At 66.8% G+C, this 22,671-nt stretch carries 23 protein-coding genes; 6 read left to right on the top strand and 17 right to left on the bottom strand.

The genetic code is table 11. From position 1 onward, the window contains the following. Positions 1 to 343: 343 nt before the first annotated feature. From ACIGJB_RS29575 to trhA, 3 genes are all read left to right on the top strand, one after another. Entirely contained in the window at positions 344 to 769 is a 426-nt protein-coding gene (locus ACIGJB_RS29575) for a cupin domain-containing protein (protein ID WP_483733473.1), read from the top strand. An 11-nt stretch (positions 770 to 780) separates the two neighbouring features. Continuing rightward, positions 781 to 1,110, top strand: coding sequence for a hypothetical protein (locus tag ACIGJB_RS29570; protein ID WP_483733472.1), 330 nt, complete (start codon positions 781 to 783; stop codon positions 1,108 to 1,110). 178 nt (positions 1,111 to 1,288) lie between these two features. Continuing rightward, positions 1,289 to 1,906 (top strand): PAQR family membrane homeostasis protein TrhA, encoded by a 618-nt coding sequence (gene trhA / locus ACIGJB_RS29565; RefSeq protein ID WP_483733471.1) that lies wholly within the window; start codon positions 1,289 to 1,291, stop codon positions 1,904 to 1,906. A gap of 9 nt (positions 1,907 to 1,915) precedes the next feature. Here the strand turns inward: trhA and ACIGJB_RS29560 are convergent, their stop codons facing one another. The 6 genes from ACIGJB_RS29560 to ACIGJB_RS29535 form a co-directional block, all read right to left on the bottom strand. Then, positions 1,916 to 3,502, bottom strand: a complete 1,587-nt coding sequence (locus ACIGJB_RS29560; RefSeq protein ID WP_483733470.1) for a sulfite reductase subunit alpha — start codon at positions 3,500 to 3,502, stop codon at positions 1,916 to 1,918. Then, positions 3,499 to 4,506: an FAD:protein FMN transferase gene (locus tag ACIGJB_RS29555; RefSeq protein ID WP_483733469.1), complete on the bottom strand. Its 1,008-nt coding sequence runs from the start codon at positions 4,504 to 4,506 to the stop codon at positions 3,499 to 3,501. Before ACIGJB_RS29555 ends, ACIGJB_RS29560 begins: the two co-directional genes overlap by 4 nt. A gap of 22 nt (positions 4,507 to 4,528) precedes the next feature. Next, entirely contained in the window at positions 4,529 to 5,353 is an 825-nt protein-coding gene (locus ACIGJB_RS29550) for a DUF4198 domain-containing protein (RefSeq protein WP_483733468.1), read from the bottom strand. A 44-nt stretch (positions 5,354 to 5,397) separates the two neighbouring features. Then, on the bottom strand, positions 5,398 to 5,916 hold the full coding sequence (locus ACIGJB_RS29545; protein ID WP_483733467.1) for a DUF2271 domain-containing protein: 519 nt from the start codon (positions 5,914 to 5,916) through the stop codon (positions 5,398 to 5,400). A 48-nt stretch (positions 5,917 to 5,964) separates the two neighbouring features. Further along, entirely contained in the window at positions 5,965 to 6,621 is a 657-nt protein-coding gene (locus tag ACIGJB_RS29540; protein ID WP_483733466.1) for a PepSY-associated TM helix domain-containing protein, read from the bottom strand. A 172-nt stretch (positions 6,622 to 6,793) separates the two neighbouring features. Further along, complete coding sequence (locus tag ACIGJB_RS29535; RefSeq protein WP_483733465.1) at positions 6,794 to 7,459, bottom strand: alpha/beta hydrolase; 666 nt, start codon at positions 7,457 to 7,459, stop codon at positions 6,794 to 6,796. A gap of 210 nt (positions 7,460 to 7,669) precedes the next feature. Between ACIGJB_RS29535 and ACIGJB_RS29530 the strand changes: the two genes are divergently transcribed. After that, positions 7,670 to 8,560 (top strand): LysR substrate-binding domain-containing protein, encoded by an 891-nt coding sequence (locus ACIGJB_RS29530; protein WP_483733464.1) that lies wholly within the window; start codon positions 7,670 to 7,672, stop codon positions 8,558 to 8,560. A gap of 13 nt (positions 8,561 to 8,573) precedes the next feature. Here the strand turns inward: ACIGJB_RS29530 and mhpD are convergent, their stop codons facing one another. The 9 genes from mhpD to chrA form a co-directional block, all read right to left on the bottom strand. Continuing rightward, complete coding sequence (gene mhpD / locus ACIGJB_RS29525; RefSeq protein WP_483733463.1) at positions 8,574 to 9,368, bottom strand: 2-keto-4-pentenoate hydratase; 795 nt, start codon at positions 9,366 to 9,368, stop codon at positions 8,574 to 8,576. Positions 9,369 to 9,376: 8 nt separating this feature from the next. Beyond that, positions 9,377 to 9,670: a YciI family protein gene (locus ACIGJB_RS29520; protein WP_483733462.1), complete on the bottom strand. Its 294-nt coding sequence runs from the start codon at positions 9,668 to 9,670 to the stop codon at positions 9,377 to 9,379. Positions 9,671 to 9,677: 7 nt separating this feature from the next. Further along, positions 9,678 to 11,570 (bottom strand): TRAP transporter large permease, encoded by a 1,893-nt coding sequence (locus tag ACIGJB_RS29515; RefSeq protein WP_483734701.1) that lies wholly within the window; start codon positions 11,568 to 11,570, stop codon positions 9,678 to 9,680. A 24-nt stretch (positions 11,571 to 11,594) separates the two neighbouring features. Beyond that, positions 11,595 to 12,116, bottom strand: a complete 522-nt coding sequence (locus tag ACIGJB_RS29510) for a PPC domain-containing DNA-binding protein (protein WP_483733461.1) — start codon at positions 12,114 to 12,116, stop codon at positions 11,595 to 11,597. 85 nt (positions 12,117 to 12,201) lie between these two features. Beyond that, positions 12,202 to 13,239: a TRAP transporter substrate-binding protein gene (locus ACIGJB_RS29505; RefSeq protein ID WP_483733460.1), complete on the bottom strand. Its 1,038-nt coding sequence runs from the start codon at positions 13,237 to 13,239 to the stop codon at positions 12,202 to 12,204. A gap of 88 nt (positions 13,240 to 13,327) precedes the next feature. Beyond that, positions 13,328 to 13,660, bottom strand: coding sequence for a hypothetical protein (locus ACIGJB_RS29500; RefSeq protein ID WP_483733459.1), 333 nt, complete (start codon positions 13,658 to 13,660; stop codon positions 13,328 to 13,330). A 26-nt stretch (positions 13,661 to 13,686) separates the two neighbouring features. Further along, the gene (locus ACIGJB_RS29495; protein ID WP_224080921.1) at positions 13,687 to 14,004 is read right to left on the bottom strand and encodes a hypothetical protein; all 318 of its coding nucleotides are present in this window, start codon (positions 14,002 to 14,004) and stop codon (positions 13,687 to 13,689) included. Positions 14,005 to 14,243: 239 nt separating this feature from the next. Beyond that, positions 14,244 to 14,435 (bottom strand): hypothetical protein, encoded by a 192-nt coding sequence (locus ACIGJB_RS29490; protein ID WP_483733458.1) that lies wholly within the window; start codon positions 14,433 to 14,435, stop codon positions 14,244 to 14,246. Positions 14,436 to 14,583: 148 nt separating this feature from the next. Further along, the gene (chrA, locus tag ACIGJB_RS29485) at positions 14,584 to 15,837 is read right to left on the bottom strand and encodes a chromate efflux transporter (protein ID WP_483733457.1); all 1,254 of its coding nucleotides are present in this window, start codon (positions 15,835 to 15,837) and stop codon (positions 14,584 to 14,586) included. A gap of 229 nt (positions 15,838 to 16,066) precedes the next feature. Here chrA and ACIGJB_RS29480 point away from each other — a divergent pair, with 229 nt between their 5' ends. Beyond that, entirely contained in the window at positions 16,067 to 17,623 is a 1,557-nt protein-coding gene (locus ACIGJB_RS29480; protein WP_483733456.1) for a methyl-accepting chemotaxis protein, read from the top strand. A gap of 180 nt (positions 17,624 to 17,803) precedes the next feature. Next, the gene (locus ACIGJB_RS29475; protein WP_483712954.1) at positions 17,804 to 18,055 is read left to right on the top strand and encodes a GlsB/YeaQ/YmgE family stress response membrane protein; all 252 of its coding nucleotides are present in this window, start codon (positions 17,804 to 17,806) and stop codon (positions 18,053 to 18,055) included. Here the strand turns inward: ACIGJB_RS29475 and ACIGJB_RS29470 are convergent. Together ACIGJB_RS29470 and ACIGJB_RS29465 are read right to left on the bottom strand one after the other, a co-directional pair. Continuing rightward, on the bottom strand, positions 18,028 to 21,183 hold the full coding sequence (locus ACIGJB_RS29470) for a transglycosylase domain-containing protein (RefSeq protein ID WP_483733455.1): 3,156 nt from the start codon (positions 21,181 to 21,183) through the stop codon (positions 18,028 to 18,030). The two genes, ACIGJB_RS29475 and ACIGJB_RS29470, sit on opposite strands and share 28 nt — an antisense overlap. A 213-nt stretch (positions 21,184 to 21,396) precedes the next feature. Beyond that, the gene (locus ACIGJB_RS29465) at positions 21,397 to 22,446 is read right to left on the bottom strand and encodes an aldo/keto reductase (protein WP_483733454.1); all 1,050 of its coding nucleotides are present in this window, start codon (positions 22,444 to 22,446) and stop codon (positions 21,397 to 21,399) included. Positions 22,447 to 22,671 lie beyond the last annotated feature (225 nt).

Here is a 22,671-nt window from a genome sequence, read left to right as displayed (position 1 = left end):
CTTGCCCTAACGGGCGAATATTGATCGTAGTGTGCGAAGAATTTCGTACGGGTACTCGCTTCAGAGTCTGCCCCGCTGCCTGCCGCGTGGTGCGCGTCCGCCTGCAGGCTCTCCAGCAATGATTGAACCAGCCCCGAACCTGTCCGTGGCTCGACACTGCCCGCGTTATCGCATCATCGCCTTCGGCTGCTGCGCGGCTCAGTAGTCGGCAGGCGGGACGGAGTGCAGAACCAAAAAAAAGTGACTCGCGTGCAGAACGGCAAAACATTGCGCCCGTATCACGCTCGCGAACTAGACTGGTTAGCGTAACGACGGGGGCTGTCGCCCCCTGCCGGAGACGCCCATGTCTGACCCCGCAAACCGCGCAATCCCCGCCTCCCACCATTCCACGCTCGCGTTCGGCCGCCTGTACGCCGATGCATCCGGCGAATCGCATTTCGGCGCGCTGTCGATGGAAATGTCCGAGCGCAATTTCGCGCCGCCTGCCCCATCGTTCTGGGTTTCACCGATGCCGCCTGCCGTCCGCCAGGGCTTCCTGGTGGTGCCGGCCGGCTGGGTAGGAGACCTGCATCCGACGCCGTTGCGGATGTGGATGTTCATGCTGGACGGCGAGATGGAGTTCGAAGCCTCGGACGGCGAACGCCGTTCGCTGGTCCCCGGCAGCGCGCTGCTGCTGGAGGATACGACTGGCAAGGGCCATCGCAGCCGCGTGGTGGGCGGCCTGGTTGCAACGCTGGCCGTGGTGGAAATGCCCTCGACGCAACCATAAGGCCGCCAGACATGGCCCCGCCGGATATCCCGCCGCAGATGGTGCCCGCAGGCTATCGCCAGGGCATCATCACGGCCATCACCGTGCTGCTGGGCTTTTCGCTCGCCTTCTGGCGCTTCTGGGGCTTCGAGAGCCCGGGGCACTGGAACGCGCGCGCACTGTTTGCCGCGCTTTCACTGGTCGGCGCGGTCGTCTTGCAGATCGTGGCACTGTTCCGCGCCTTGCGCATCGAGGACGATGCCGTCAGCGAGTATCGGCAGACCGTGCGCTGGTTCATCGCGTCGGCGGTGGCTCTGCTGGCCGGGCTTGCGATTGCCATGCTGGACGCCGCGCTCGGTTAGCGGGCAAAACACCGCGCAGCGGCACTGGATCGCCTCGTTGCCGCGCGGCAACGAAGCCATGATTCGCATCAGGGCCTTGCAGGGGAACGCAGCCACCGCCATGCGAAAATACGGCTTCGCGCATCCGCAGTTGCAACCGCGAATTGCGCACCGACTGAGTTTTCCCGGAGGACGGCGCATGTATCGCGGCGAACGATTCAACGGTTACAGCCACCTTGCCGGTGCCATCCTGGCAGCCGCCGGCATGGCGGTGCTGGTGACATCCTCGGCCCTCTACCACGACGCGTGGAAGGTCGTCAGCTCCGTGGTCTACGGCACCACGCTGGTTCTGCTCTACACCATCTCCACGCTGTACCACAGCCTGCGCGGCCCGGCCAAGGACGTCTTCCAGCGGCTCGACCATTGCGCGATCTATCTGCTGATTGCAGGCAGCTATACGCCCTTTGCGCTGGTCACGCTGCGCGGGCCGTGGGGATGGGCGCTGTTCGGCATCAACTGGGGACTCGCGGTGATCGGCATCGTGCAGGAACTCTGGATCGGCCGGCGCACGCGCGTGTTTTCGTTGTCGATCTATGTGGTGATGGGATGGCTGGTGCTGATCGCGTTCCAGCCGCTCGCGGCCGCGTTGCCGGCAGCGGGCTTGTGGTGGCTCGTGGCGGGCGGCGCGCTCTATACGGCCGGCATCGGATTCTTTCTTTTCGACGAGAAGGTCCGCCACTTCCACGGCATCTGGCACCTGTTCGTGCTGGCGGGCAGCACATGCCAGTTTGTCAGCATCCTCTGGTACGTGGGCTGACGCGGCCGGCTAGTAGACGTCGCGCCGATAGCGCCCCTGCTCGGTCAACTGCCGCAAGACCTGCGCCCCGAGCACGTCGGCCAGCGCCTCATTGACGCCGCCTGCCATGCCCTGCAGGCTGCCGCACACATAGATCGCCGCCCCGGCATCGACCCATTTACGCAGCAAGGGCGCGCGCTCGCGCAGCGCATCCTGCACGTAGCGCAAAGCGTTGCCGTCGCGCGAATAGACAAGATCCAGCCGCTCCAGCACGCCATCGCGCTGCCACGCTGCGAGTTCATCCGCGAAGAAGTTGTCATGCCGCGCGGAACGCTCGCCAAAGAGCAGCCAGTTGCGATGCCGGCCGGCCAACGCGCGGGCCTTCAGGTGGCTGCGCAGCCCCGCCAGGCCGGTGCCATTGCCGACCAGCACCAGGGACCGGTCATCGCCGGGCGGATGGAAGCTGCGATTGGTACGGATGCGCAGCGCAATGCGCGCCCCCACGCAGGCATGGCTGGTCAGCCACCCCGACGCCAGCCCGAGCCGCCCATCGGCATGCCGAGCCTGCCGCACCAGCAACTCAAGCTGCCCGTCCTGCGGCAGCGAGGCAATCGAATACTCGCGATGCGGCAGCGGCGATAGTGCATCGACAAGCTGTTGCGGCGGCACGGCGCGCATCGTCGCCAGATGCGCTTCGGGCAGCAGCAGGCGCGTGGCGAGCGCTTCGGCCAGCGACATCGCCTGGCCATCGCAGCGGACGGGCGTGGCACCGTCCATCGCCCGCTTGTCGAGCAGCTTGCCGATCTCGGCGGGATCGTGGCAGGGACCGATCTCGGCGATGTCGCCGGGCTGCCAGTCCGGCAGGGCGCCCTCGGGCTTGAGCACGAGGTGGAACGCCGGGGCGCCCTGGCTGCCGGGATTCAGGTGATGGCGCGCCGTAAGCTGCCACTGGCCGTAGCGCGGACGCTCCCAGTCGGCGATCTCCGCACCGCCGCTGAGCGCCGACAAGTGGTTCTGCCAGTGGCGCAGTGCGCCGGCATCGCCATTGTCGACCTCGATCAGGTCGAACAACGGACGCGCATGATGGCGCTGCAGCCAGTCGGACAGCACGTGGCCAAACGCGCAGAAACGCGCGTAGCTGCTGTCGCCAAGGGCCAGCACGCCATAGCGAAGCTGCCGCAATGCATCCGGTCCTGCGCCGGCGAGCAAGCGGCGCGCAAACCCCGAGGCGCTGTCTGGCGCATCGCCCTCGCCGGTGGTGCTGACCACGAACAGCGCCTGCCGGAAGCCGGCGAGCCGGCGCGCATCCAGCTCCGCGAACGAGAGCAGGTGCACCGGCACGCCGGCCCCCTGCAGCGCCGTGGCGGTCTGCATGGCCATTTGCTCGGCAAAGCCGGTCTGGCTGGCATAGGCCACCAGCGTGGCATCGTCCCGGTCCGTGACCGGGGCAAGCGACGAGACGCGTGCGCGGCGAAGGCGGTGATGATCGAACACCGCGCCACAGAAGCCCGCATAGGCAAACATCACGCCTGCCGCCATGCCGATGCGCGAAGCGCTCAGCATCGCCAGGCAGACGCCGGCCACGGCGGCCAGCCAGCATGTGACAAAGCGATTCATGCCAGCATCGCGGCGAAGGCCGGGGAAAGATGTTCGTCAAAGCCGCCCGGCGTGCGCACCAGGAAGCGTGCGGCAATGCCATGCCGGCGTGCGTGCGCCATGCCGGCCTGCGGGCCGAGCACGGTCAGGGCGGTCGAAAGCGCATCGGCCATCATGCATTCGGCATGCAGCACCGTGACCGAGGCCAGCGCATGGCTGGCGGGATAGCCGGTACGCGGGTCGATGGTGTGCGCATAGCGGCGGCCTGCGCTATCGAAGAAGCGCCGGTAGTCGCCCGAGGTGGCAACCGACAGGCCGTGCAGCGCCACCAGCGTCTGTTCCTGCGTGGCGGCGCCACCTTCGGGCGGCGTTTCCAGCGCCACCCACCACGGCATGCCGTCCGGCTTGACGCCGTGGCCGCGCAGTTCGCCGCCGATCTCGGTCAGGTGGTGCGCCACGCCGTGGGCTTGCAGGTATTGCGCGACGGCATCCACCGCGAAGCCCTTGGCGATCGCGCAGAAGTCGAGCGATACGCCGCCGGGCTGCAGCGCGCGGCCACCATCGGCATCGAGCTGGACACGGCCCCAGCCGCATTGCCGTCTGGCTTGCACAACCTGGCCGTGTGCCGGCGGCGCGCCGCGCCGCGGCGCGGGGCCGAAACCCCACAGGTCGACCAACGGCCCGGCACTCGGATCGTAGGCGCCGCCACTGTCGCGAGCCACCTGCAGCGCGCAGGCGAGCACGCGCAGGCAGTCTGCCGGCAGCGCGACCCACGTGCCCGCCGCGGCGCGGTTGAAGCGGCTTACATCCGAGTCCGGCGCCCAGTTGCTCATCTGCGCGATCACGCCGTCGAGCACGGCACGGATGCCCTGCTCCAGCGCGTCGGCATCGGCCTGTTGCGGCAGCATGGCCACCACCGACCACGTGGTGCCCATGGTCTCGCCGGCCCAGCGCTGCGCGCGCGCCTGCGCGCCGGGTGGCACCGGCGGCGCGGACAGCGATAGCGGGATCAGGACGCGGTTCAAGCTGGCAAACCCTTCCGGCCGCTTATTGCGGGAGCACTTCCACCGTCACCGCATAGGTGGCGCGGCGGGTCTTGGCGGCCTTGACCGAAGTCTTCTCGTCGCGGACCTCGGCTTCCATCCAGTACATGCCCGGGGCCGGCCACTTGACGCTGAACTTGCCGTCGGCGTCGGTGATGGCGCTGAACTCCTGCAGCTGGTCGCGATAGCGGATGCCGCCCGGCACCACGGCCACCTTCAGGTTGGACGCCGGCTTGCCGTCCAGCAGCAGGCGGAAGCTCGCCGTGTCGCCGGCGACGAGGTCGTTCGGATGCGTGATCGGGGCCATTTCCAGGCCGCGGCCGCTGGCGGCCAGGCCCTTGCTGCTCGGCTTGCCGTTGGTGACGAAGGACTCGACGCGGCCTTCGGCCTGCGTCACCTGCAGGTCCGTGGCGTTAGCGGGCACTTCCTTCGCGAACGCCTCGGCCGTGCCACGCCAGCGCTTGGTCTGGCCGTTTTCCTTGTAGCTCACGAACAGGCCCTGGTTGAGCACGGCCACGCGGTAGGTGCCGGGCTGGGTCAGGTGCACGTCGAAGGTGCTGCGGTAGCGGCCGGTCGATGCGTTCTCCGCCTTCAGGGCGCTGCCGTCCGGGCCGGTCACGACCAGGTTGTCCAGGCGCAGCGGCACGTGCTCGAAGTAGAACAGGTCATTGGAGACTGCGGCATCGACGGTCACCCAGGTGTCGTTGCCCGACAGCACGGTGGCCGAGGGCAGCAGCCACTGGCGGTGCGCATGGGCGGCCAGCGGGGCCAGGGTCGCCAGGGCCAGCACGGCCAGGCGGGTGGACAGGCGCGCTTGGAAGGTCTTCATCGTCGGTCTCCGGTTGAGGTCAGGCATAGCAGGCATCACGGGCATCAGGGCTTCAGGTCGACGGTCACGCCGCCCAGTTCATGCTCGCCCTTGGCGCGTGCGGTCTGGGCCGATTGCGGCGGCCAGGTGAACGGCACGCGCACCAGTTCGCGGCCGCCCACTTCGCGCGCGGCTTCGACCACGAGCTGGTAGTCACCGGCCGGCAGCTTGCCAAGCGGCGCCTTGCCATCCGTGAAAGTGAGCGTGTGCTCGCCAGGTGCGCGCGTGGCGCCGGAAATGCCATCGGCGGGCATCTGCGTGTCGCGCCCCGCCTTGCGCCACCACTGGCGCATGTCCTTGAGCCACTTGGTGCCTTCCTTGTTCTTGACGTCGTACCAGACCGCCAGCGTCGACACCGGGCTCTGGTCGGCGCGCTCCACCCAGACCGAGACATAGGGGCGGTGGTACTCCGCCACGTTCAGGCGCGGGATTTCCACCTTCACGTTCATGTCGGCCGCGAAGGCCGGGCCGGCCAGCGGCACGGCGGCCATGCCGGTGAGGGTGACGGAGAGCAGTCGGCGCATATCGGAAAACCTCTCAGGAAGATGCAGGAAAGATCGGTGCGGATCGGGTCAGTGGATGAACAGGATGGCCAGCAGCAGCGGCACCACCAGCCCCAGCCCCACCAGCGGCCACGTGGCCACGCGGCCGGCGGCATGCAGCTTGAGCAGGAACAGGCCGGTCACGCTGAAGACCAGGCAGGCCAGCGCGAACACATCCAGGAACAGGCTCCACGCGCGGCCGGTGTTGCGGCCCTTGTGCAGGTCATTCAGGTACGAGATGGCGCCACGCGTGGTGGTCTCGTACTGGGTCTCGCCGGTATCCAGCGCCAGGCTGACCCAGGCATCGCCGCCCGGACGGGGCAGCGAGACGTAGACCTCGTCGGCGGACCATTCCGCCTCGCGCCCGCTGGCGTCGATATCGAGTTCGCGCGACAGCCAGTCGGCCAGCGCCGGCGGCACGGCACTCTTGGCATCGCGCCCGCTGCCCGAGGCCGCCGGCATGGCAGATTTCAGCGCCGAAAGCAGGCTCGCCGGCGCGGTGGCCTGGCGCGTCACCACGCTGGGCGACGCCTCGATCTGGGCCGCGTGGTTCAGCGTGAAGCCGGTCGCGGCGAACAGCAGCATCCCGATCAGGCAGATCGCGGAACTGATCCAGTGCCACTGATGGAGATGCTTGAGCCAGAAGGCACGTCGCTGTTGGCCGGACGCCGGCTCGGTTTCGGTCATTGCTGTGGACAGACGGCGCATGTCGCGCAGAGGTTGTGATACTTACATCACAAATTGTTCGCAAGCAAAAAGGATAATCGTTCTCATTTAAAATCGCAACGAGACGATGCCCGTGACCGTTTACACCCCGTTACAGCAAGTGATCGTTGTTGGTTGGGCGGCCTGCTAAGGGTCAGGCGTTCGCGTCCGGCGCAGGAAGATGGTCGAGATAGCCGCCGACCACGCGCTCCAGCGCGCCGAGCTTTCCGGTAAAGAAGTGGTTGGCACCCGGCACCACCACGACGGGCAGTTCCTGCGGCCGGGCCCAGTCGAGCACGGCACCGAGGGTCACGCGCTCGTCCTTCTCGCCATGCACGACGAGCGCGGTCGATGGCACGTTTGGCGTCTCGTAGCTCCGGTGCCCGGGAATGGTCCCCCACGGCATGCCGGCGAGGATCAGGTGCGGGCACTGCAGCCCCTCGCCGCGCAGCGCTTCCACCGTGCGCGCCATGACGTACGCGCCGAATGAAAATCCTGCGAGGACCAGGGGCAGTCCCGGATATGCCTGTCGAAGGTGATGGATGACGCCAACCGTGTCGGTGGTCTCACCGTCTCCGGCGTCATGCTCGCCCTCGGTATCGCCCACGCCGCGGAAATTGGGCCGTACCGCGACATAGCCTCTTGCGGCCAATGCCTTCGCGAGCACGTGCGGCACCTTGTGGGTGGCCGTGCCGCCCTGCAGCGGATGCGGGTGCCCGATGACGGCGATCCCATGTGCCTCCGTGCGCGGCGTATCGATGATCAGCTCGATCTTGCCCTTCTCGCCCGCCACGAACATCTTTCCTGCCTGCAATGCCATGCCCTTCCCCATGAATTTCCCGCCACCGGGCCAGGCGGCCCGGATGCGATGGTACAGGCTGGCGTTCTTCCCCGCCCTCGCGTCATGCTTGCGTCATGCTTGAAAGGGCTGCGAACAGGCGTTGCGAGACGAGCCATTTCGCTACAATCGTCGCCACCGCGCGGCCTTCCAGCGGCTCCACGGACACGACCCCACAGACGCAATCAGGCGATGGACATCAAGCACCTGCAACTGTTATCCGACATCGTCGAAGCCGGCAGCCTGAGCAAGGTCTGCGCGTCGCGCGGCATTGCGCAGTCCGCGCTCAGCAAGCACATTGCGGGACTGGAGAGCGAGTTCGGCGCGAAGCTGTTCTATCGCACCGGACGCGGCGTGGTGCTGACGGAGTTCGGGCAGTCGATCATGCCGCGCGTGAAAACGTTGCTCGGCGAATTCGAACTGCTCAGGAACGATATCCGCGACCGGGCCGAAGTCCCGAGCGGGCCCGTCAGGCTGGCCTTGCAGGCGTCGATCACGCAGCAGATCGTCGGCCCGCTGTTCCAGGTCGTGCGCGCGGATTTCCCCAAGATCGAGCTGCGCCTGATGGAAGGGTTCGCGGGCAATATCGAAGAAGCGCTGGCCAGCGGCCGCACCGACGTTGGCGTGTTCTCGCGCTATGGCGAACGCATCCACAAGACCGACGAAAAACTCGCCACCGACGAGCTGTACCTGATCGCGCGCGCTGGCGATCCTAATGTCGCAAAGCCCAGCTGCCGGTTTGCCGATGCGGCGGCGCTGCCGCTCGTGCTGCCTGGCGCGCCCGACGGCTTCCACATGATGCTGCTCGACGAGGCGAAGAAGGCGGGCGTCCACCTGAACACCCAGATCGAGGTCGATTCGCTGACCGCCATGCGCGAGATCGTCGCGAATGGCGCCGCGTACACGATCCTGACGCGTCAGGCCGTGGCCGTCGAGATGGAGCTCGGGCGCATTGCCGTGAGCCGCATCACCGATCCGGTCCTGACGCGCACGCTGGTGCTCGCCACCAGCACGCAGCGACCGCTGACCTACGCCAGCCGGACGGTGATCGACCTGATCCGGAAACTGACGCGCAAGGACTGAGCCCGGCGCCCGTTCAGTTCAAGGCAAAGGCCGTGCGGACGATGCCGAGGCCTGCGATGGTGGTGTCAATGACATCACCGGGCGCAACGGTCACCATCGGCCCGAGTGCGCCAGTCATGATGACGTCGCCCGCGTGTAGCGGCCGGCCCACTGCGGCCATCTTGCGGGCCAGCCACAGCGCAGCGTTGAGCGGATGGCCCAGGCAGGCTGCGCCGACGCCGAGCGAAACGACTTCGCCCTTGCGCTCCATCAGCATGCCGCATGTGCGCAGGTCCACTTCCGAAAGTTTCTTCGGCTGCGTCCCAAGTGCGTACAGTCCGGACGACGCATTGTCCGCCACCGTGTCGAGCAGGCGGATATCCCACTCCCGAATACGGCTGCCGACGATCTCTACGGCAGGCAGTACATAAGCAATGGCCGACATCAGCTGCGATAGCGTGACCTGTTCATGCTTCAGGTCGCGCTCCAGTACCACGGCGACTTCGGCTTCGACCTTCGGCTGCAGCACGCGGCCGAGTGCCATCTCTTCATCGGGCGCGAGTTCCATGTCGGCGAACAGCATGCCGAAATCGGGCGCATCAACGCCAAGCTGCTGTTGTACGGATTTCGACGTCAGGCCGATCTTGCGGCCTGTCAACCGCCGACCGGCATCAAGGTAGTGGGCCGTGTTGATGTCCTGGACCGCATAGGCGCCTTCCACGCCCATGCCGGCCAGCGCTTCGCGCACCGGCGCGATTGGCTCGCTCTTTTGCGCGGCTTCGCGCAGCGATGCGGCGAGTCTTTGCAGGATGGTCGTATCCATGGTCATGTTGCGTCTCACAGTGCAAGGGTCAGGTTGTCGGTGCTCGCGAACACGAGTTTCCAGGGCTTCATGACGACGCCCTGGAACAGCGACGCTTTCGCGAACGGGTCGTTGGCCGCGAGCTTGCTGGCCTCGCTTTCATTGGCGGCCTCGTACACGAACAGAGCGCCGCTGCCGTCGGCGAACGGGCCGGCAATGACCAGGCGTCCGCGTTGCAACAGGTCCTGCAGATAGGCGCGATGGGCGGGCCGGAACTGCGCGATGCGCTCGGGCTCGTTGGCATACTCGACGAAGGCTGCGAATTTCATGGCGTAATCAGTGATGGAGGAAACCAGTGGAAATCCAGGGCACGGCCGCGACCACGACGGTGCCGATGAACAGGAAAGCCATGTAGCGCCAGATATGCCGGACGCCCTCGCTCGGCTTGGTGCGGCTGATGGCACAAGCGGCGTAGTAGCCGACCCCGAACGGCGGCGCGAACAGGCCAATGCCCATGGCGAGCACGACCACCATCGAGTAGTGCACGTCATGGATGCCAAGCTGGCGCGCGATCGGGAACAGCAGCGGCCCGAACAGCACGATGGCGGGGATGCCTTCCAGCACGCTGCCCAGCAGCACGAAGGCAACGATGGAGACCGCCAGGAACGCCGGCGCCCCGCCCGGCAACTGCGCCATGGCCGCAGCCAGATCGCCTGAGAAGCCGGACTGCGTGAGCGACCACGCCATGCCGGTGGCGGTGCCGATGATCAGCAGGATCGCGCCCGACAGCGCGGCCGTATCCACCAGCGCCGGCCAGAGCTGCCGCAGGTCCAGCTTGCGGTACACCAGCAGGCCGACGATCAGCGCGTAGACGATGCCGATGGTCGAGACCTCGGTCGCCGTTGCCACGCCTTCCACCACCGCGGCACGCACGACGAACGGGAGCGCCAGCGCGGGCAGTGCCACCACCAGGCTCTTGCCGATCATGGCGCGGGTGGCTTTCGCACTGCACGCGGCGCCCGACTTGCGCGCCTTCCACCAGACCACGAGACCCAGCACCAGGGCCAGCACGATGCCCGGCATCAGGCCGGCCGTGAACAGGTCGGCAATCGAAATGCCCGTGACGGACCCGATGGTGATCAGCACCAGGCTCGGCGGCACCGTCTCGGTCTGCGCGCCGGTGGCCGCGAGCAGCGCCACCATGTCGCCATCATCGGCGCCGCGCTTCTTCATCTCCGGGAACAGCGCGGGCGCCACGGCGGCCATGTCCGCGGCCTTGGAGCCCGAGATGCCGGAGACCAGGTACATCGCGCCGATCAGCACATACGACAGGCCGCCGCGGATATGGCCGAGCAGGTTGGCCAGGAACTGCACCATGGCGCGCGCCATCGACGTCATCTCGATCAGCACGCCGAGGAACACGAACATCGGCACCGCGAGCAGGATCAGGTGCGACATGCCTTCATCCATGCGGCCGATGACGACGATGGTCGGCGTGGACGTGGTCAGCGACAGGTAGCCGAACGTGGCCAGGCCGAAGGAGAACGCGATGGGCACGCCGGTAAAGACCAGCAAACCCACGATGCCGACGAAGAACACCAGCAGGTTGGCATTGCCGAGCCCCTGCAACACGGGCTGCAGCATGACCAGGCCGCCGACCACCGCGCCGCACGCAACCAACGCCAGCAGCGCCATGCGCAAGGTCGAAGTGGACAGCAGCCGCACCACGCTCATCAGCAGGATCAGCGCGATGCCGAGCGGCAGCGCGGCGGCACGCCAGGCGTTGGAGATATCCAGCGCCGGCATGGTCACCACCGCTTCCTCGCTCGCGAACTCCCACGCCGGATGCGCGACCAGCGCGAGCCAGGTCAGCGCGGCCACGGTCGCCACGAGTTCGAACACGGCGCGCCACTTCGGTGTCGCCGCGTCGACGAGCGCGGTCATGCGCATGTGGCTGCCGCGTCGGAACGCGACTGCGGCACCGAGCATGATGAGCCAGATAAACAGCAGCGAAGCCAGTTCATCGACCCACACCAGCGGCGTGTGCAGGACATAGCGGCTCAGCACGCCGCTGAACAGTACGCCGATCTCGGCCACCACCAGGAGCGCGGCCGGCACTTCGGTCATCACACCCAGAGCCTTGTCGGCAAGCCGCAGTATGCGTGCGGGGGTGCCGCCCGGTAGCGCCCCCGCATCGGGCTCCATGCGCGGGGCATTGATATCGACCATATGCGTGGACATGTCCCGCCTCCGTCATTGCTGCGGCAGGCCAAGTACGTTGGCCTGGATTTCGGGATCGACGAAGCGCTCCAGCCGTTGCGGGTAGACCGTGACCGTGATCTCGCACGATCCGGTGCCAACGGTCAGCCCGAGCAGGTGGCCGCCGGCGCCCTGGAAGGTGCCGTCCGTCACCGTGCCGTGCGCGTGGATCGAAGGCTTGCCTTCCTTCCACGCGATGGAGCCGGTCATATTGGCCATCTCGACATTGCGGTACGTCTTCGGGTCGAACTGCTTGCGGCCGAAGTCGTAGAAGCCGAACGTGGCCTCCTGCATGAAGCCGATGCCGACGAAGCTGGCGCTCGGGATCTTCTCCTCGCGCGCCAGTTGCTCCAGGTTCTGCAGCACGTTGTCGCCATGACGCAGCACCATCAGGTAGCCGGTCGGCGTCTTCATGTACTTGCCCCTGGCCTCCTGCGCCGCGGCACTGTGCGTGCCCATGCAGGAAAGGGTGAGGCCCAGCGTGATGAGCGATGCCACGCGCGCGATGAATGCCATGATGTCTCCAGGTTTTTGTGTGTGAGCGCCGGCATGGCGGTGGCGCAACGCCACCGGCCAGCGGATAGACCGAACGTTGCCGTGGCTAGACCAGCTTGCCGGCGTACTTTTCGAGCATCGCCCAGGTCTCGGCGGGGAATTTCTTCTGCCAGTCGCGGTAGAAGCCGGCCTGGCTCAGGTGGTCACGGAAGGCCTTCACGTCAGGCTGGTTGAAGACCATGCCGCGGCCTTTCAGCTCATCGCGCAGGCGGGTATTGAGCGCATCGACGGCCTGACGCTGCTTGACCGCGTAGGTATCGAACGTGGTGGCGGCGAGCTGGCGCAGGTCCTCGGGCAGCGCGTTCCACGTGCGCAGGTTCGCAACCAGCCAGAAGCCGTCCCACACGTGCGACGTCAGCGAGCAATACTTCTGCACTTCGTAGAGCCGCTGCGTGCCGAGGATCGTCAGCGGGTTCTCCTGCCCGTCGACGATCTTGGTCTGCAGCGCGGTGTAGGTCTCCGCCATGTTGATGCCGGCGGGCGCCGCGCCGAAGGCCTTGAACATCGACGTAAGCGCCGGGCTGAGCGGCACGCGGATCTTGAAGCCGCTCAGGTCCTGCGGCGTGTTGATCTGCCGGTTGCTGCTGGTGACCTGGCGGAACCCGTGGTCCCAGATTTTCGGCAGCGGCATCAGGTTGACCTTCGCGAACGCGCCGCGGATATGCGCGCCGAGTTCGCCATCCATGGCCTTCCAGACGTGCTCGTAGCTCGGGAACGCAAAGCCGATGCCGCTCACGGAAGCGGCCGGCACCAGCGTGCCCCAGATCAGGCCCGCCGTGCTGACAAGGTCGATGGCGCCCGAGCGCACCTGCGACACCATGTCGGTGTCGCTGCCAAGCTGGCTGTTGGGAAATACGCGGATGTTCAGGCGACCATTGGAAGCGCGCGCGATCTCCGCCGCGGCGGCGGTCAGGTTGACCGTAGTCGGGTGCGTCGCGTCCAGCGCGATCCCGAGCTTGTAGTTGTAGGTCTGCCCCGCCGCACGCGCGGGGGTGTGGAGCATCAGGCCGGAGGCGGCGGAGCCCGCCGCCAGGGCAATACCCTGCTTGAGCGCCAGCCGGCGCCCGCTGTTGATACCGCTCATTCTTTGTCTCCTGCGGTCGGTCTTGTAGTGTCCTGCGCTGTCGCGCGGCGGCGGCCGCCGGGGCCGCCTGTGGCAGGTGGCTGCCAGCCTATGCTGCCTTCAACTGCCGGCCGCTGAGGTACTTCGAGAAGCTACGAGCTCCATCCCAGTCCTGGATCAGCGTCAGGCGGCGCTTCAGGAACAGGCCGTCGGCCACGCGCTCGGCGAAGGCCTCGAACGTCTCGGTCGGATCATCGATCTCGAACACGAAATAGACCTTGGCCTCTTCGTTGGACAGCCACGGGCCCGCGAGCAGCTTCAGGTCGCCGGGCAGGTTGTGCGGGCGCACGCCCTGGCGCAGGTTTCCGAGGAAATCCACGACGCCCTGCATGGTCTTGGGCGACATATCGCGCAGCCACACTTCATTGAAAAACTTCGGCATGTTCGTTCTCCTTGTTTCGATGTGGATCAGGCGCTGGCGACGCGGTCGGTATAGGCCTTCATCTGGTCCCAGCCGGACAGCAGCGTCAGCTTGCGACGCGCGAACAGGCCGCTGACCACGCGTTCGGCGTAGGCATCGAACATCGTCGACGGGTCGTCGATCTCGAAGATGAACATCACCTTGGCCTCCTCGGCCGAGAGCCAGGGGCCAGCGATCATGCGCAGGTCGGGCGGGAGGTTGTCGGGCTTGGTGCCGACGCTGAGGTTGCCGAAGAAGGTCACGGCCTCTTCGATCAGTTCGGGCTTGATGTCGCCAAGCCAGACTTCGTTCAGGAACAAGGGCATTGAGGTCTCCAGTCATCGTTCTCGCCGCGTTTGGAAGGGTGCAGCGCGATGACCGAAGCATATGAAAACGCGTGTCCGCGTCCTATGCACAAAGCGAGATATCAGACTTTCCGGAGTCGGGGATAGGGCAAGCCGCAGGCCGCGCGCACTTGCTGCGTGCACGCGGCCTGTCGAGTGGAGGGGGAAATGGAATGTTCTGTGGGACAGCACCCGGCAGCATGCGCCGGGTGCCACATGGACTACGCAAAGTCTGCGTAGCGGTCCGGATCATCGGGCATCGTCCACTTGGTGAACTCCGCCGCATGCGGTGCATCGGGCGCCTGTTGCGCGCCGTCCTGCGCGAGCTGCGCAACTTGCGCGGCCAGCGCGGACTGGGGAACGTCGATGACTTCTTCGCCATCCTCCGACCAGCACCTGAGTTTGACCGACATGGCAACCTCCTTCAGGTGATTCCAGGCATGCTCGGGCTCAGGGCAAACCTGTAGCGCCAGGTTTTGACCCTAGGTCAGGTTGTTGACAGTTCGTTGACAGGGATGGTTCCGACGAAATCGGCGAAGGCACCAGCGCCATATCCGGCACTCAAAGCCCGCTCGCCCAGCCCACAGCAGCGGCCACGGCCACCACGAGCCAGGGCGGGAGGCGCCAGAATACGAGCGCCACCAGCGCCACCACGGCCAGCCCGAAATCAAGCGGCGCATGGACCGCGCTGGTCCACACCGGCTGGTAAAGCGCCGCCAGCAGCAGGCCTACCACACCGGCGTTCACGCCACCAAGCGCAGCCTGCGCGCGTCGGCTGCGGCGCAGGCTTTCCCAGAACGGCAGCACGCCGATCACAAGCAGCACGCCCGGCAGGAAGATGGCCACCAGGCACAGCAGCCCGCCGGCCCAGCCGGACGGCTCGATCTGCATGGCCGCACCCAGGAAGGCGGCGAACGTGAACAGCGGGCCGGGCATGGCCTGCACCACGCCGTAGCCGGCCAGGAACGCATCGCGTCCGACCCAGCCGCTTGGCACCACCGCTGCGTCGAGCAGGGGCAGCACGACATGGCCGCCGCCGAAGACCAGTGCGCCGGCGCGGAAGAACGCATCGAACATCTGCATGCCGCCCGCGCCCGCTTGCCGCGCAAGCAGTGGCAGGCCGGCCATCAGCACGGCAAAGAGCACCAGCGCGGCAAGGCCCGCGCGGTGGCTGACGGGCATCGGCAACGGGTCATGCGCCAGGTCCGCTTGCGGGCGGATCAGCACGAGACCCGCGACCGCCGTGGCCGCAATGACGGCCACCTGTATCCACGGGCCCGGCACCGCCACGGCCAGGCACGCCGCAATCGCCATGAGGGTCACGCGCAGCGTGTCCGGACACAGGCTGCGTGCCATGCCCCAGAACGCCTGCGCCACCACCGCCACGGCCACCAGCTTGAGGCCGTGCAGCAATCCCGCCGGAACGGCCGCTCCCCACGCCGACAGTCCTTGCGCGAACAGGATCATGGCCACCGCCGATGGCAGCGTGAAACCGGTCCATGCCGCCAGCGCGCCGGCATAACCCGCACGCGACAACCCGAGCGCCACGCCGACCTGGCTGCTGGCCGGGCCGGGCAGGAACTGGCACAGGCCGACGAGATCGGCGTAGGCGCGCTCGCTCATCCAGCGCCTGCGCGTCACGAACTCGGCGCGGAAGTACGCCAGGTGCGCCACCGGTCCGCCGAACGAGGTCAGCCCCAGCCGCAGGAACACCAGGAACACCGACAGCGCACCGTGATGGTGCGTGTCGTCGTTGTGCTCGCTGCTGTCGACTGCATCGGGTTGCGTCATCGGGTTGCGTGGCGGCGCTGCCATGCTTTCTCCTTGCCGGAACGTTTTTGATCCGCCAGTTGCGGACCGACGCCGATTGTAGGCGACGCCGGCAGCCTTTGCCGTGACGACGTCCGCACTTCTTGCCGTGCAGATAGACCCTACCCCTTCCATGGGTGGTTTTACCCCAATCAAGTTAGTAGGACGGCCGCCGATATCGCGGTGACGGACGGCAAAAAGTCCGACACACCGAGCGTATGGAGGAAGCAAGGCAATGCTGCAAAACATGAGTCTGAGGAAAAAACTACTGCTGCCACTGGTGCTGAGCTGGGTATGCCTGCTTGGCATCACGCTGTGGAATGCGTGGGAGATGCGCGCGCTGCGCCTTGAGGAGCGCCGCCTGGACCTGGCCCACGTGACCGACACCGCGGTTTCGGTCGTGGCCGAGTATGAAGCGCTGGCTCGGGCCGGCAAGCTGCCGGAGGAAGAGGCAAAGCAGCAGGCGGTGGCACGCGTGCGCGCCATGCGCTTTGGCGCCGATGGCTACTTCACGCTGATGCGCACCGACACGCAGGTGCTGATGCATCCGTTCAAGACCGAGATGAACGGCAAGAAGATGGAGGACACCAAAGACGCCAACGGCACCTACCTGTTCCGCGACATGGCCGCCATTGGCAAAGGCGCGGGCAAGGGCTTCGTCGAGTATCTCTGGCCCAAGCCCGGCGCCGCCGAACCGCAGGCCAAGCTCAGCTATGTGGCGAACTTCCGCCCCTGGGACTGGATCTTCGTCGCCGGCTTCTACCTCGACGACATCCAGGCCGAGTTCCGCGTCGCGCTGTACAAGGCGCTGGGCCTGCTGCTCGCCGTGGGCGCGCTGATGACCGTGGTCATGCTGCGCGTGGCGGGCAGCCTGCAGAAGCAGCTCGGCGGCGAGCCCGCGCTCACATCGCAGATTGCCGCGCGCATCGCCGAAGGCAACCTGACTACCCACGTCGACGTGCGTCAGGGCGACGAACACAGCGTGCTGTTCGCCATGCAGCAGATGCAGTCGCGCCTGACCGGCGCGATCGGCAGCATCCGCGGCTCGGCGGACGCCATCGCCGGGGCGGCCAAGCAGATCGCCACCGGCAACTCCGACCTGTCGCGCCGCAGCGAGGAACAGGCGGCCTCGCTGCAGGAAACCGCGGCCAGCATGGAGCAGCTCACCAGCACCGTGCGCCAGAGCGCCGACAATGCGCGCCAGGCCAGCCGGCTGGCCGAGGGCGCGTCGGAGATCGCGGTGCGCGGCGGCGGCATCGTCAGCCAGGTGGTGACGACCATGGGCGACATCAAGGACGCGTCGGGCAAGGTGGTCGACATCATCGCCGTGATCGAGGGCATCGCGTTCCAGACCAATATCCTGGCGCTGAACGCCGCGGTGGAAGCCGCGCGCGCCGGCGAACAGGGCCGCGGCTTCGCCGTGGTGGCCGGCGAGGTGCGCACGCTGGCGCAGCGCAGCGCCACGGCCGCCAAGGAGATCAAGGCGCTGATCGGCAACTCGGCGCAGCGCGTGGCAGACGGCGCCGTCCTGGTGGAAGGCGCCGGCAAGGCCATGGACGAGATTGTCGAGGCGGTCAAGCGCGTCACCGACCTGATGGGCGAAATGCGGGCCGCGACCGAGGAGCAGACCGGCGGCATCGAACAGGTCAACCAGGCGGTCTCGCAGATGGACCAGATGGCGCAGCAGAATGCCGCGCTGGTCGAAGAAGCCGCGGCGGCGGCAGCGTCGCTGGAAGACCAGGCCGCCGCCCTGCACCACGCGGTGGGCCAGTTCAGGCTGGCGGGCGGCTGAACGGCCGCGGCCCCGCAACAGCGCGGACATGCTGCCTGCCGTGGCCGCGTCTATTATGGATCGCAGCGGCCGCCGCTAATGGCCCCAGTTCGGGACCCAGTTCGGGACCCAGTTCGGGACCCGGTTCGGACCCGGTCCGGACCAGCGCCGCCGCGATCCCTTCCACAGCAGGAGCAGATCATGATGGCATTTCTTGGCACCGTGTTCGTTGGCCTCATCGTGGGACTGATTGCGCGGGCCATCAAGCCAGGCGACGACAAGATGGGCTGGATCATGACGATCCTGCTGGGCATCCTGGGTTCGGTGGTGGCCGGCTTCATCGGCCGCTCGCTGGGCTGGTACCAGCCAGGGCAGCCGGCCGGCTGGATCGCGTCGGTGATCGGCGCGATCATCCTGCTCGTGCTCTACGGCATGGTGCGCCGCAGGGGCTGATCGACCTTCAGGAGGTCCGCCGAGGCGGTGGCGCCTTCGGGCGCCGGCGCCTGGGCCTCGGTCCGCGGCAGGCGCATCTCCTGCGACCAGTCGCGGCAACGCAGCAGCGCCTGGTCACCGCCCGGTGCGGCCATGGACGCCACCTGCGGCGCCAGGTAGCGCAGCACCCGCACCGCCAGCGCGCTGGTGAAGCTGTAGCGCGCGGCATAAGGCTCCTTCACGTTCAGGGTCACGGTGCCGAAGAAGCGCTCGCCGAGCGTGAAGACGAAGGTGGCGGAACGATTGACCGAACGCGACGAGATCAGCCGCCCGCCGGGACCATAGGTCTGGAAGCGCTGGTCGCCGGTACCGGTCTTGCCGGCGATGGGAATCGGCGCGCCGCCCTTGCCCGGCGCCACGAAGGCGCCGGCAATCGACTTGGCCGTGCCGCGTTCGACCACGTCCAGCATCGAACGCCGCACCAGCGCCGTAATCTCCGGCGCCAGTAGCCTCTTGCCCGGCTCGGGCTGTAGCACGAAGCGGCTCTGGTACGGGGTATTGGCGGCGAAGTCCAGGCTACGCACGGTCGCCGTCTGCGTCGCCATGCCGCCGCTCAGGATGATGCCCGCCAGTTCCGCGAGCGCGGCCGGGCGGTCGCCGGATGCGCCGATCGCGGTGGCGTAGGAAGGCGTGAGCGCGTCGAACGGGTAGCCCAGCCGTTGCCAGCGCTTGGCGATGCGCTGGAAGGCCTCCTGCTCCAGCAGCGTGCGGATGCGGTTGTCCTGCCCGTACTTGCTGTGCGAGCGGAACAGCCAGCGGTACACGTACTGGCGTTCGTCCTTGCTGGCGTCAAGGATCTGCGACAACGTCGCGTCCGGGTTGTTGTCCATGTACTCGACCATCCACAGTTCGAGCGGATGGACGCGCGACAGGTAGCCGCGGTCGTTCAGGTTGAACTTGTCCTTGCCGTACTTGCGGTACAACGCCGGCAGGTCTTCACCGGCAAGCTGCTTCGCCGTCATGCGCGAACGCATGATGCGTTCGAAGCTTTCCTCGTCGAGGTCCGGGCGGACGCTGAGCAGCGTCACCGACATGCGCACCGCCGTATAGTGCGGCGTGCTCACGCGCACGCGCCCGAGCAGCGTGGCCAGGCGCTGGTCGGCGTCCTTGCCGCGGTAGCGCTGGTAGAAGTTCGTCATGTAGGCGCTGCCTTCCTGGTCGGCAAAGCGTTCCAGGTAGACGCGCCGCTCTGGCGAGTTGCGGTCTTCGAAGATATCGCTCATGTCCACCTTGCCGTGGAACAGCTCATAGCGCACGATGTCGCGCATCATGCGGATGAACACCAGGTTGACCGAGTGCTGGAAGCCCACGCGCACGGTCATGATGCGCTCGCCTTCCCAGCGCTCGAAGTTGGTGAAGCTCTGCAGGCCGCCGCCGGTGTAGAAGCCCTCGCCCGCGCTGCCCGAATACTTGCGTTCCATGGCGGCGTCCAGCATGGCCGCCAGCGTGCGGTCCTGCGGCGCGCGCGCCTTGGACAGGTAGTCGATCGCCCAGCGGCTGAGCGCGTCCGGCTTCGCCACTTTCACGCCGGCCAGCTCTTCCTTGCTCATGCCAGCATAGCGCGCATGCAGCTCGCTCAGTATCTCCAGGTAGGTCACCAGCGTGCGCAGCTTGGCCGTGGAACCCAGGTTGAGCCGGGCGCCGCTGTTGATGTCGAACGGCTGGTCGATATTGTCGGCCTGCACGCGCACCACGCTGGCATTGCCCACGCGTTCGAACAGCGTGAAGCTCGCCATCAGCCTGGACGGATCGTCCTGGTCGCGTAGCAGGTTGTGGCCGTACAGCCCCATGGCGCGCGCGACGTTCTTGTCGCTCATGCGCAACAGCGTATCGGTGACGATGCGCTGGGCCTCGCGGTTGATGGTGCTGTCCGCGGTCAGGTCCAGGCGGTCCATGTCGTAGCGGCTGTTCACGCCGGTCAGCCGTCCGATGTCGGCGCGCACGCGGTTGACTGCCTTGCGCGTGACAAAGGGCTCGCGCTCCGGCCTGGCCGGTGGCGCGGACTTGTCCAGCGGCTGCCGCAGCGCCGCATCGCGCAGTTCTGGTGTGATGACGCCGTTGGCCGCCAGCAGCCGCAGGTAGCTGCCGGTGAGCGCGTCGAGGTTGGTATCGTCGCGCCGCAGGTGATAGGACGGCCGGCGCTGCGAGATGATCAGCGACAGCGCGCGCTTGTACGCCTGCGCCTGGCGGTCGGTCGGCGCGCGCGAATCCATCTGCTTCATCAGGCGGTTGGCTTCGCCGAAGTCCTCGCCGTACCAGACCCACAGCGCATCGCCGATGCCGTTGACTTCACCGAAGCCGACCCGCGCCGACAGCGGCACGGTATTGAGGTAGTCCATCACGATGCGTTCGCGCGCACGCTGCGTGTCGGGGCCGTCCATATAGGCGCGCAGCGACGCGGAGGCCATCTGCCGGAATTTTTCCGGAATGGACTGGGTCCGGCCTTCGGGCGAGTGCCGGTATTTTTCGATCTGCGTGGCGAGCGTACTGCCGCCCGGCGATTCATGCGAATGGTCGGCCAGCCGGATCGCGCGGTCGATCACCGCGCGCGACAGCCGCTTCCAGTCCAGCGCCGGATTCATGCTCGGGTACTCGGGATTGAGCAGGCCCTGGTTCTCGACGTACAGCAGCGAGTTCACCAGCACCGGCGGCACCGCCGAGAAATCGTCGTACTGGCGCTGCGGATAGCGCTCGAACGCCAGCGTCATGCCGTTGCAGTCGCGCAGCACCAGGCCGGCCTGGTTCTTTTCACGGTAAGGGGGAAAGATGCCCTGGTCCATCAGCCGGACCATTTCGGGCGACATGCGCGCCTGTTCGGCGGGCACGTAGCCGCGCGCTTCCAGGCGCTTGGCAAACAGCGGCAGCCGGCCATAGCCCATGCGGTCGTCGTACGGTCCGGAATGCGGGAAGCGGATGCTGTCGCTGGCCCCGGGCTGGACGTCGAAGGTCAGTTCGCTGGCAAAGCGGCCAAGGTAGCGCGCCTGCCATTGCGAATTGCGCACTTCATTCGAAACAAGGCTGAACACGACATACCCGCCCCCACAGAGGGCGACTGCCAAGCCAGCGAAGATCCAGCCACGTCGTGCCACGTTTTGGCCATCCCGTTCTTCTACCGGCACTCTCGGCGCGGTCTTCACGCCGGTCCCGAGTGCAAGGGTTGCGGGCTTCCCCTCGGGGAACCCGCTTTAACTGAATATTAGTAGGAACAGGCGCGCCGCGCTGTAGGAGCAAGACGCTTTGCGCGACTGTTGCCACAGAACATCGCCCCCCCGGGCCGCGCATCGTCCACTTGATCGCCGGTGTCAGGCGGATGGCGCTTCAGCGACGCTTACCGGCCGGCCCGCGAACGGGTAGTTCGGATCGTTGTAGCCATGCGTCGAGGCATGTCCGCGCGGAACGAGACCATCGACCAGGCTCTCTTCTTCCGGCGAAATGGTCACGTTCAGCGCGCCGAAATAATCTTCGAACTGGGCCAGCGTGCGCGGCCCCGCGATCACGGACGAGATAATGGGGTTGGCCAGCACCCACGCCGTGGCGAACTGTCCCGCCGTGAGGCCGCGCGCTTCGGCATGCTCCTTGAGCAGCTGCGCGATCAGCAGCGATTCCTCGCGGAACTCGGTCTCCATCATGCGGCGGTCGGCGCGGCCCGCGCGCGTGCCGGTGGCGGGCGCCTGGCCCGGCAGGTACTTGCCGGTCAGCACGCCGCGCGCGATCGGGCTGTACGGCACCACACCGAGTCCGTAGTGTTCGCACGCCGGCAGGATTTCCACTTCCGGCATGCGGTTGAGCAGGTTGTAGTACGGCTGGCAGGCCACCGGGCGCGGCACGCCGAGCTGGTCGCACAGCCGCGCGATCTCCGCAATGCGCCAGCCGCGGAAGTTCGACACCGCCCAGTAGCGGATCTTGCCCGCACGCACGAGGTCACCCATGGCGCGCACGGCTTCCTCCAGGTTTTCCTCCGCGTAGTCGCGATGCAGGTACAGGATGTCGAGATAGTCAGTGGCCAGGCGGCGCAGGCTCTCCTCGACTTCGCGCAGGATCCACACGCGCGAATAGTGCGAATGGTTGGGACCCGGCTGCATGGGGTTGCCGAGCTTGGAGGCTAGCACCCAGTCGTGCCGGGTGTCTGTCAGCAAGCGTCCTACCATCTGCTCGGATGCGCCCATGCTGTAGACGTCCGCGGTGTCGATGAAATTCACGCCGTGCTCGCGCGCGCTGCCGACGATGCGCGCGGCTTCGGCTTCATCGGTCTGGTCGGCGAACATCATGGTGCCCAGGCACAGTGCGGAGACCTTGAGGTTGCTGGCGCCAAGGCGGCGGTAGGGCATGTCGGGCGTGGCAATGGCAGGCATGAAGAATTCCCAGTGACGTGGATCGGTGTCCGGATTGGTGAGATTCGCGGCAAGGTGCCGGCCTTGCATTTTGCCGCGATTACGTGGATCGCGCAGGCGGGCGATATGAAATGTCCATCGCCTCCGCGCAGCCGATGTTCACCATGAATCGAGCCGGCGATTGGCGCCGAGATAAGTGGTGTGACATGCAGCCCTTACACATTCTTACAGCAGTGATGCGGCAAC

It is taken from the genome of Cupriavidus sp. C2SS-8b (genome assembly GCF_057073745.1).
Note: the sequence above shows the minus strand (reverse complement) of the source record. Positions and strands in the feature narration are given on the sequence as shown.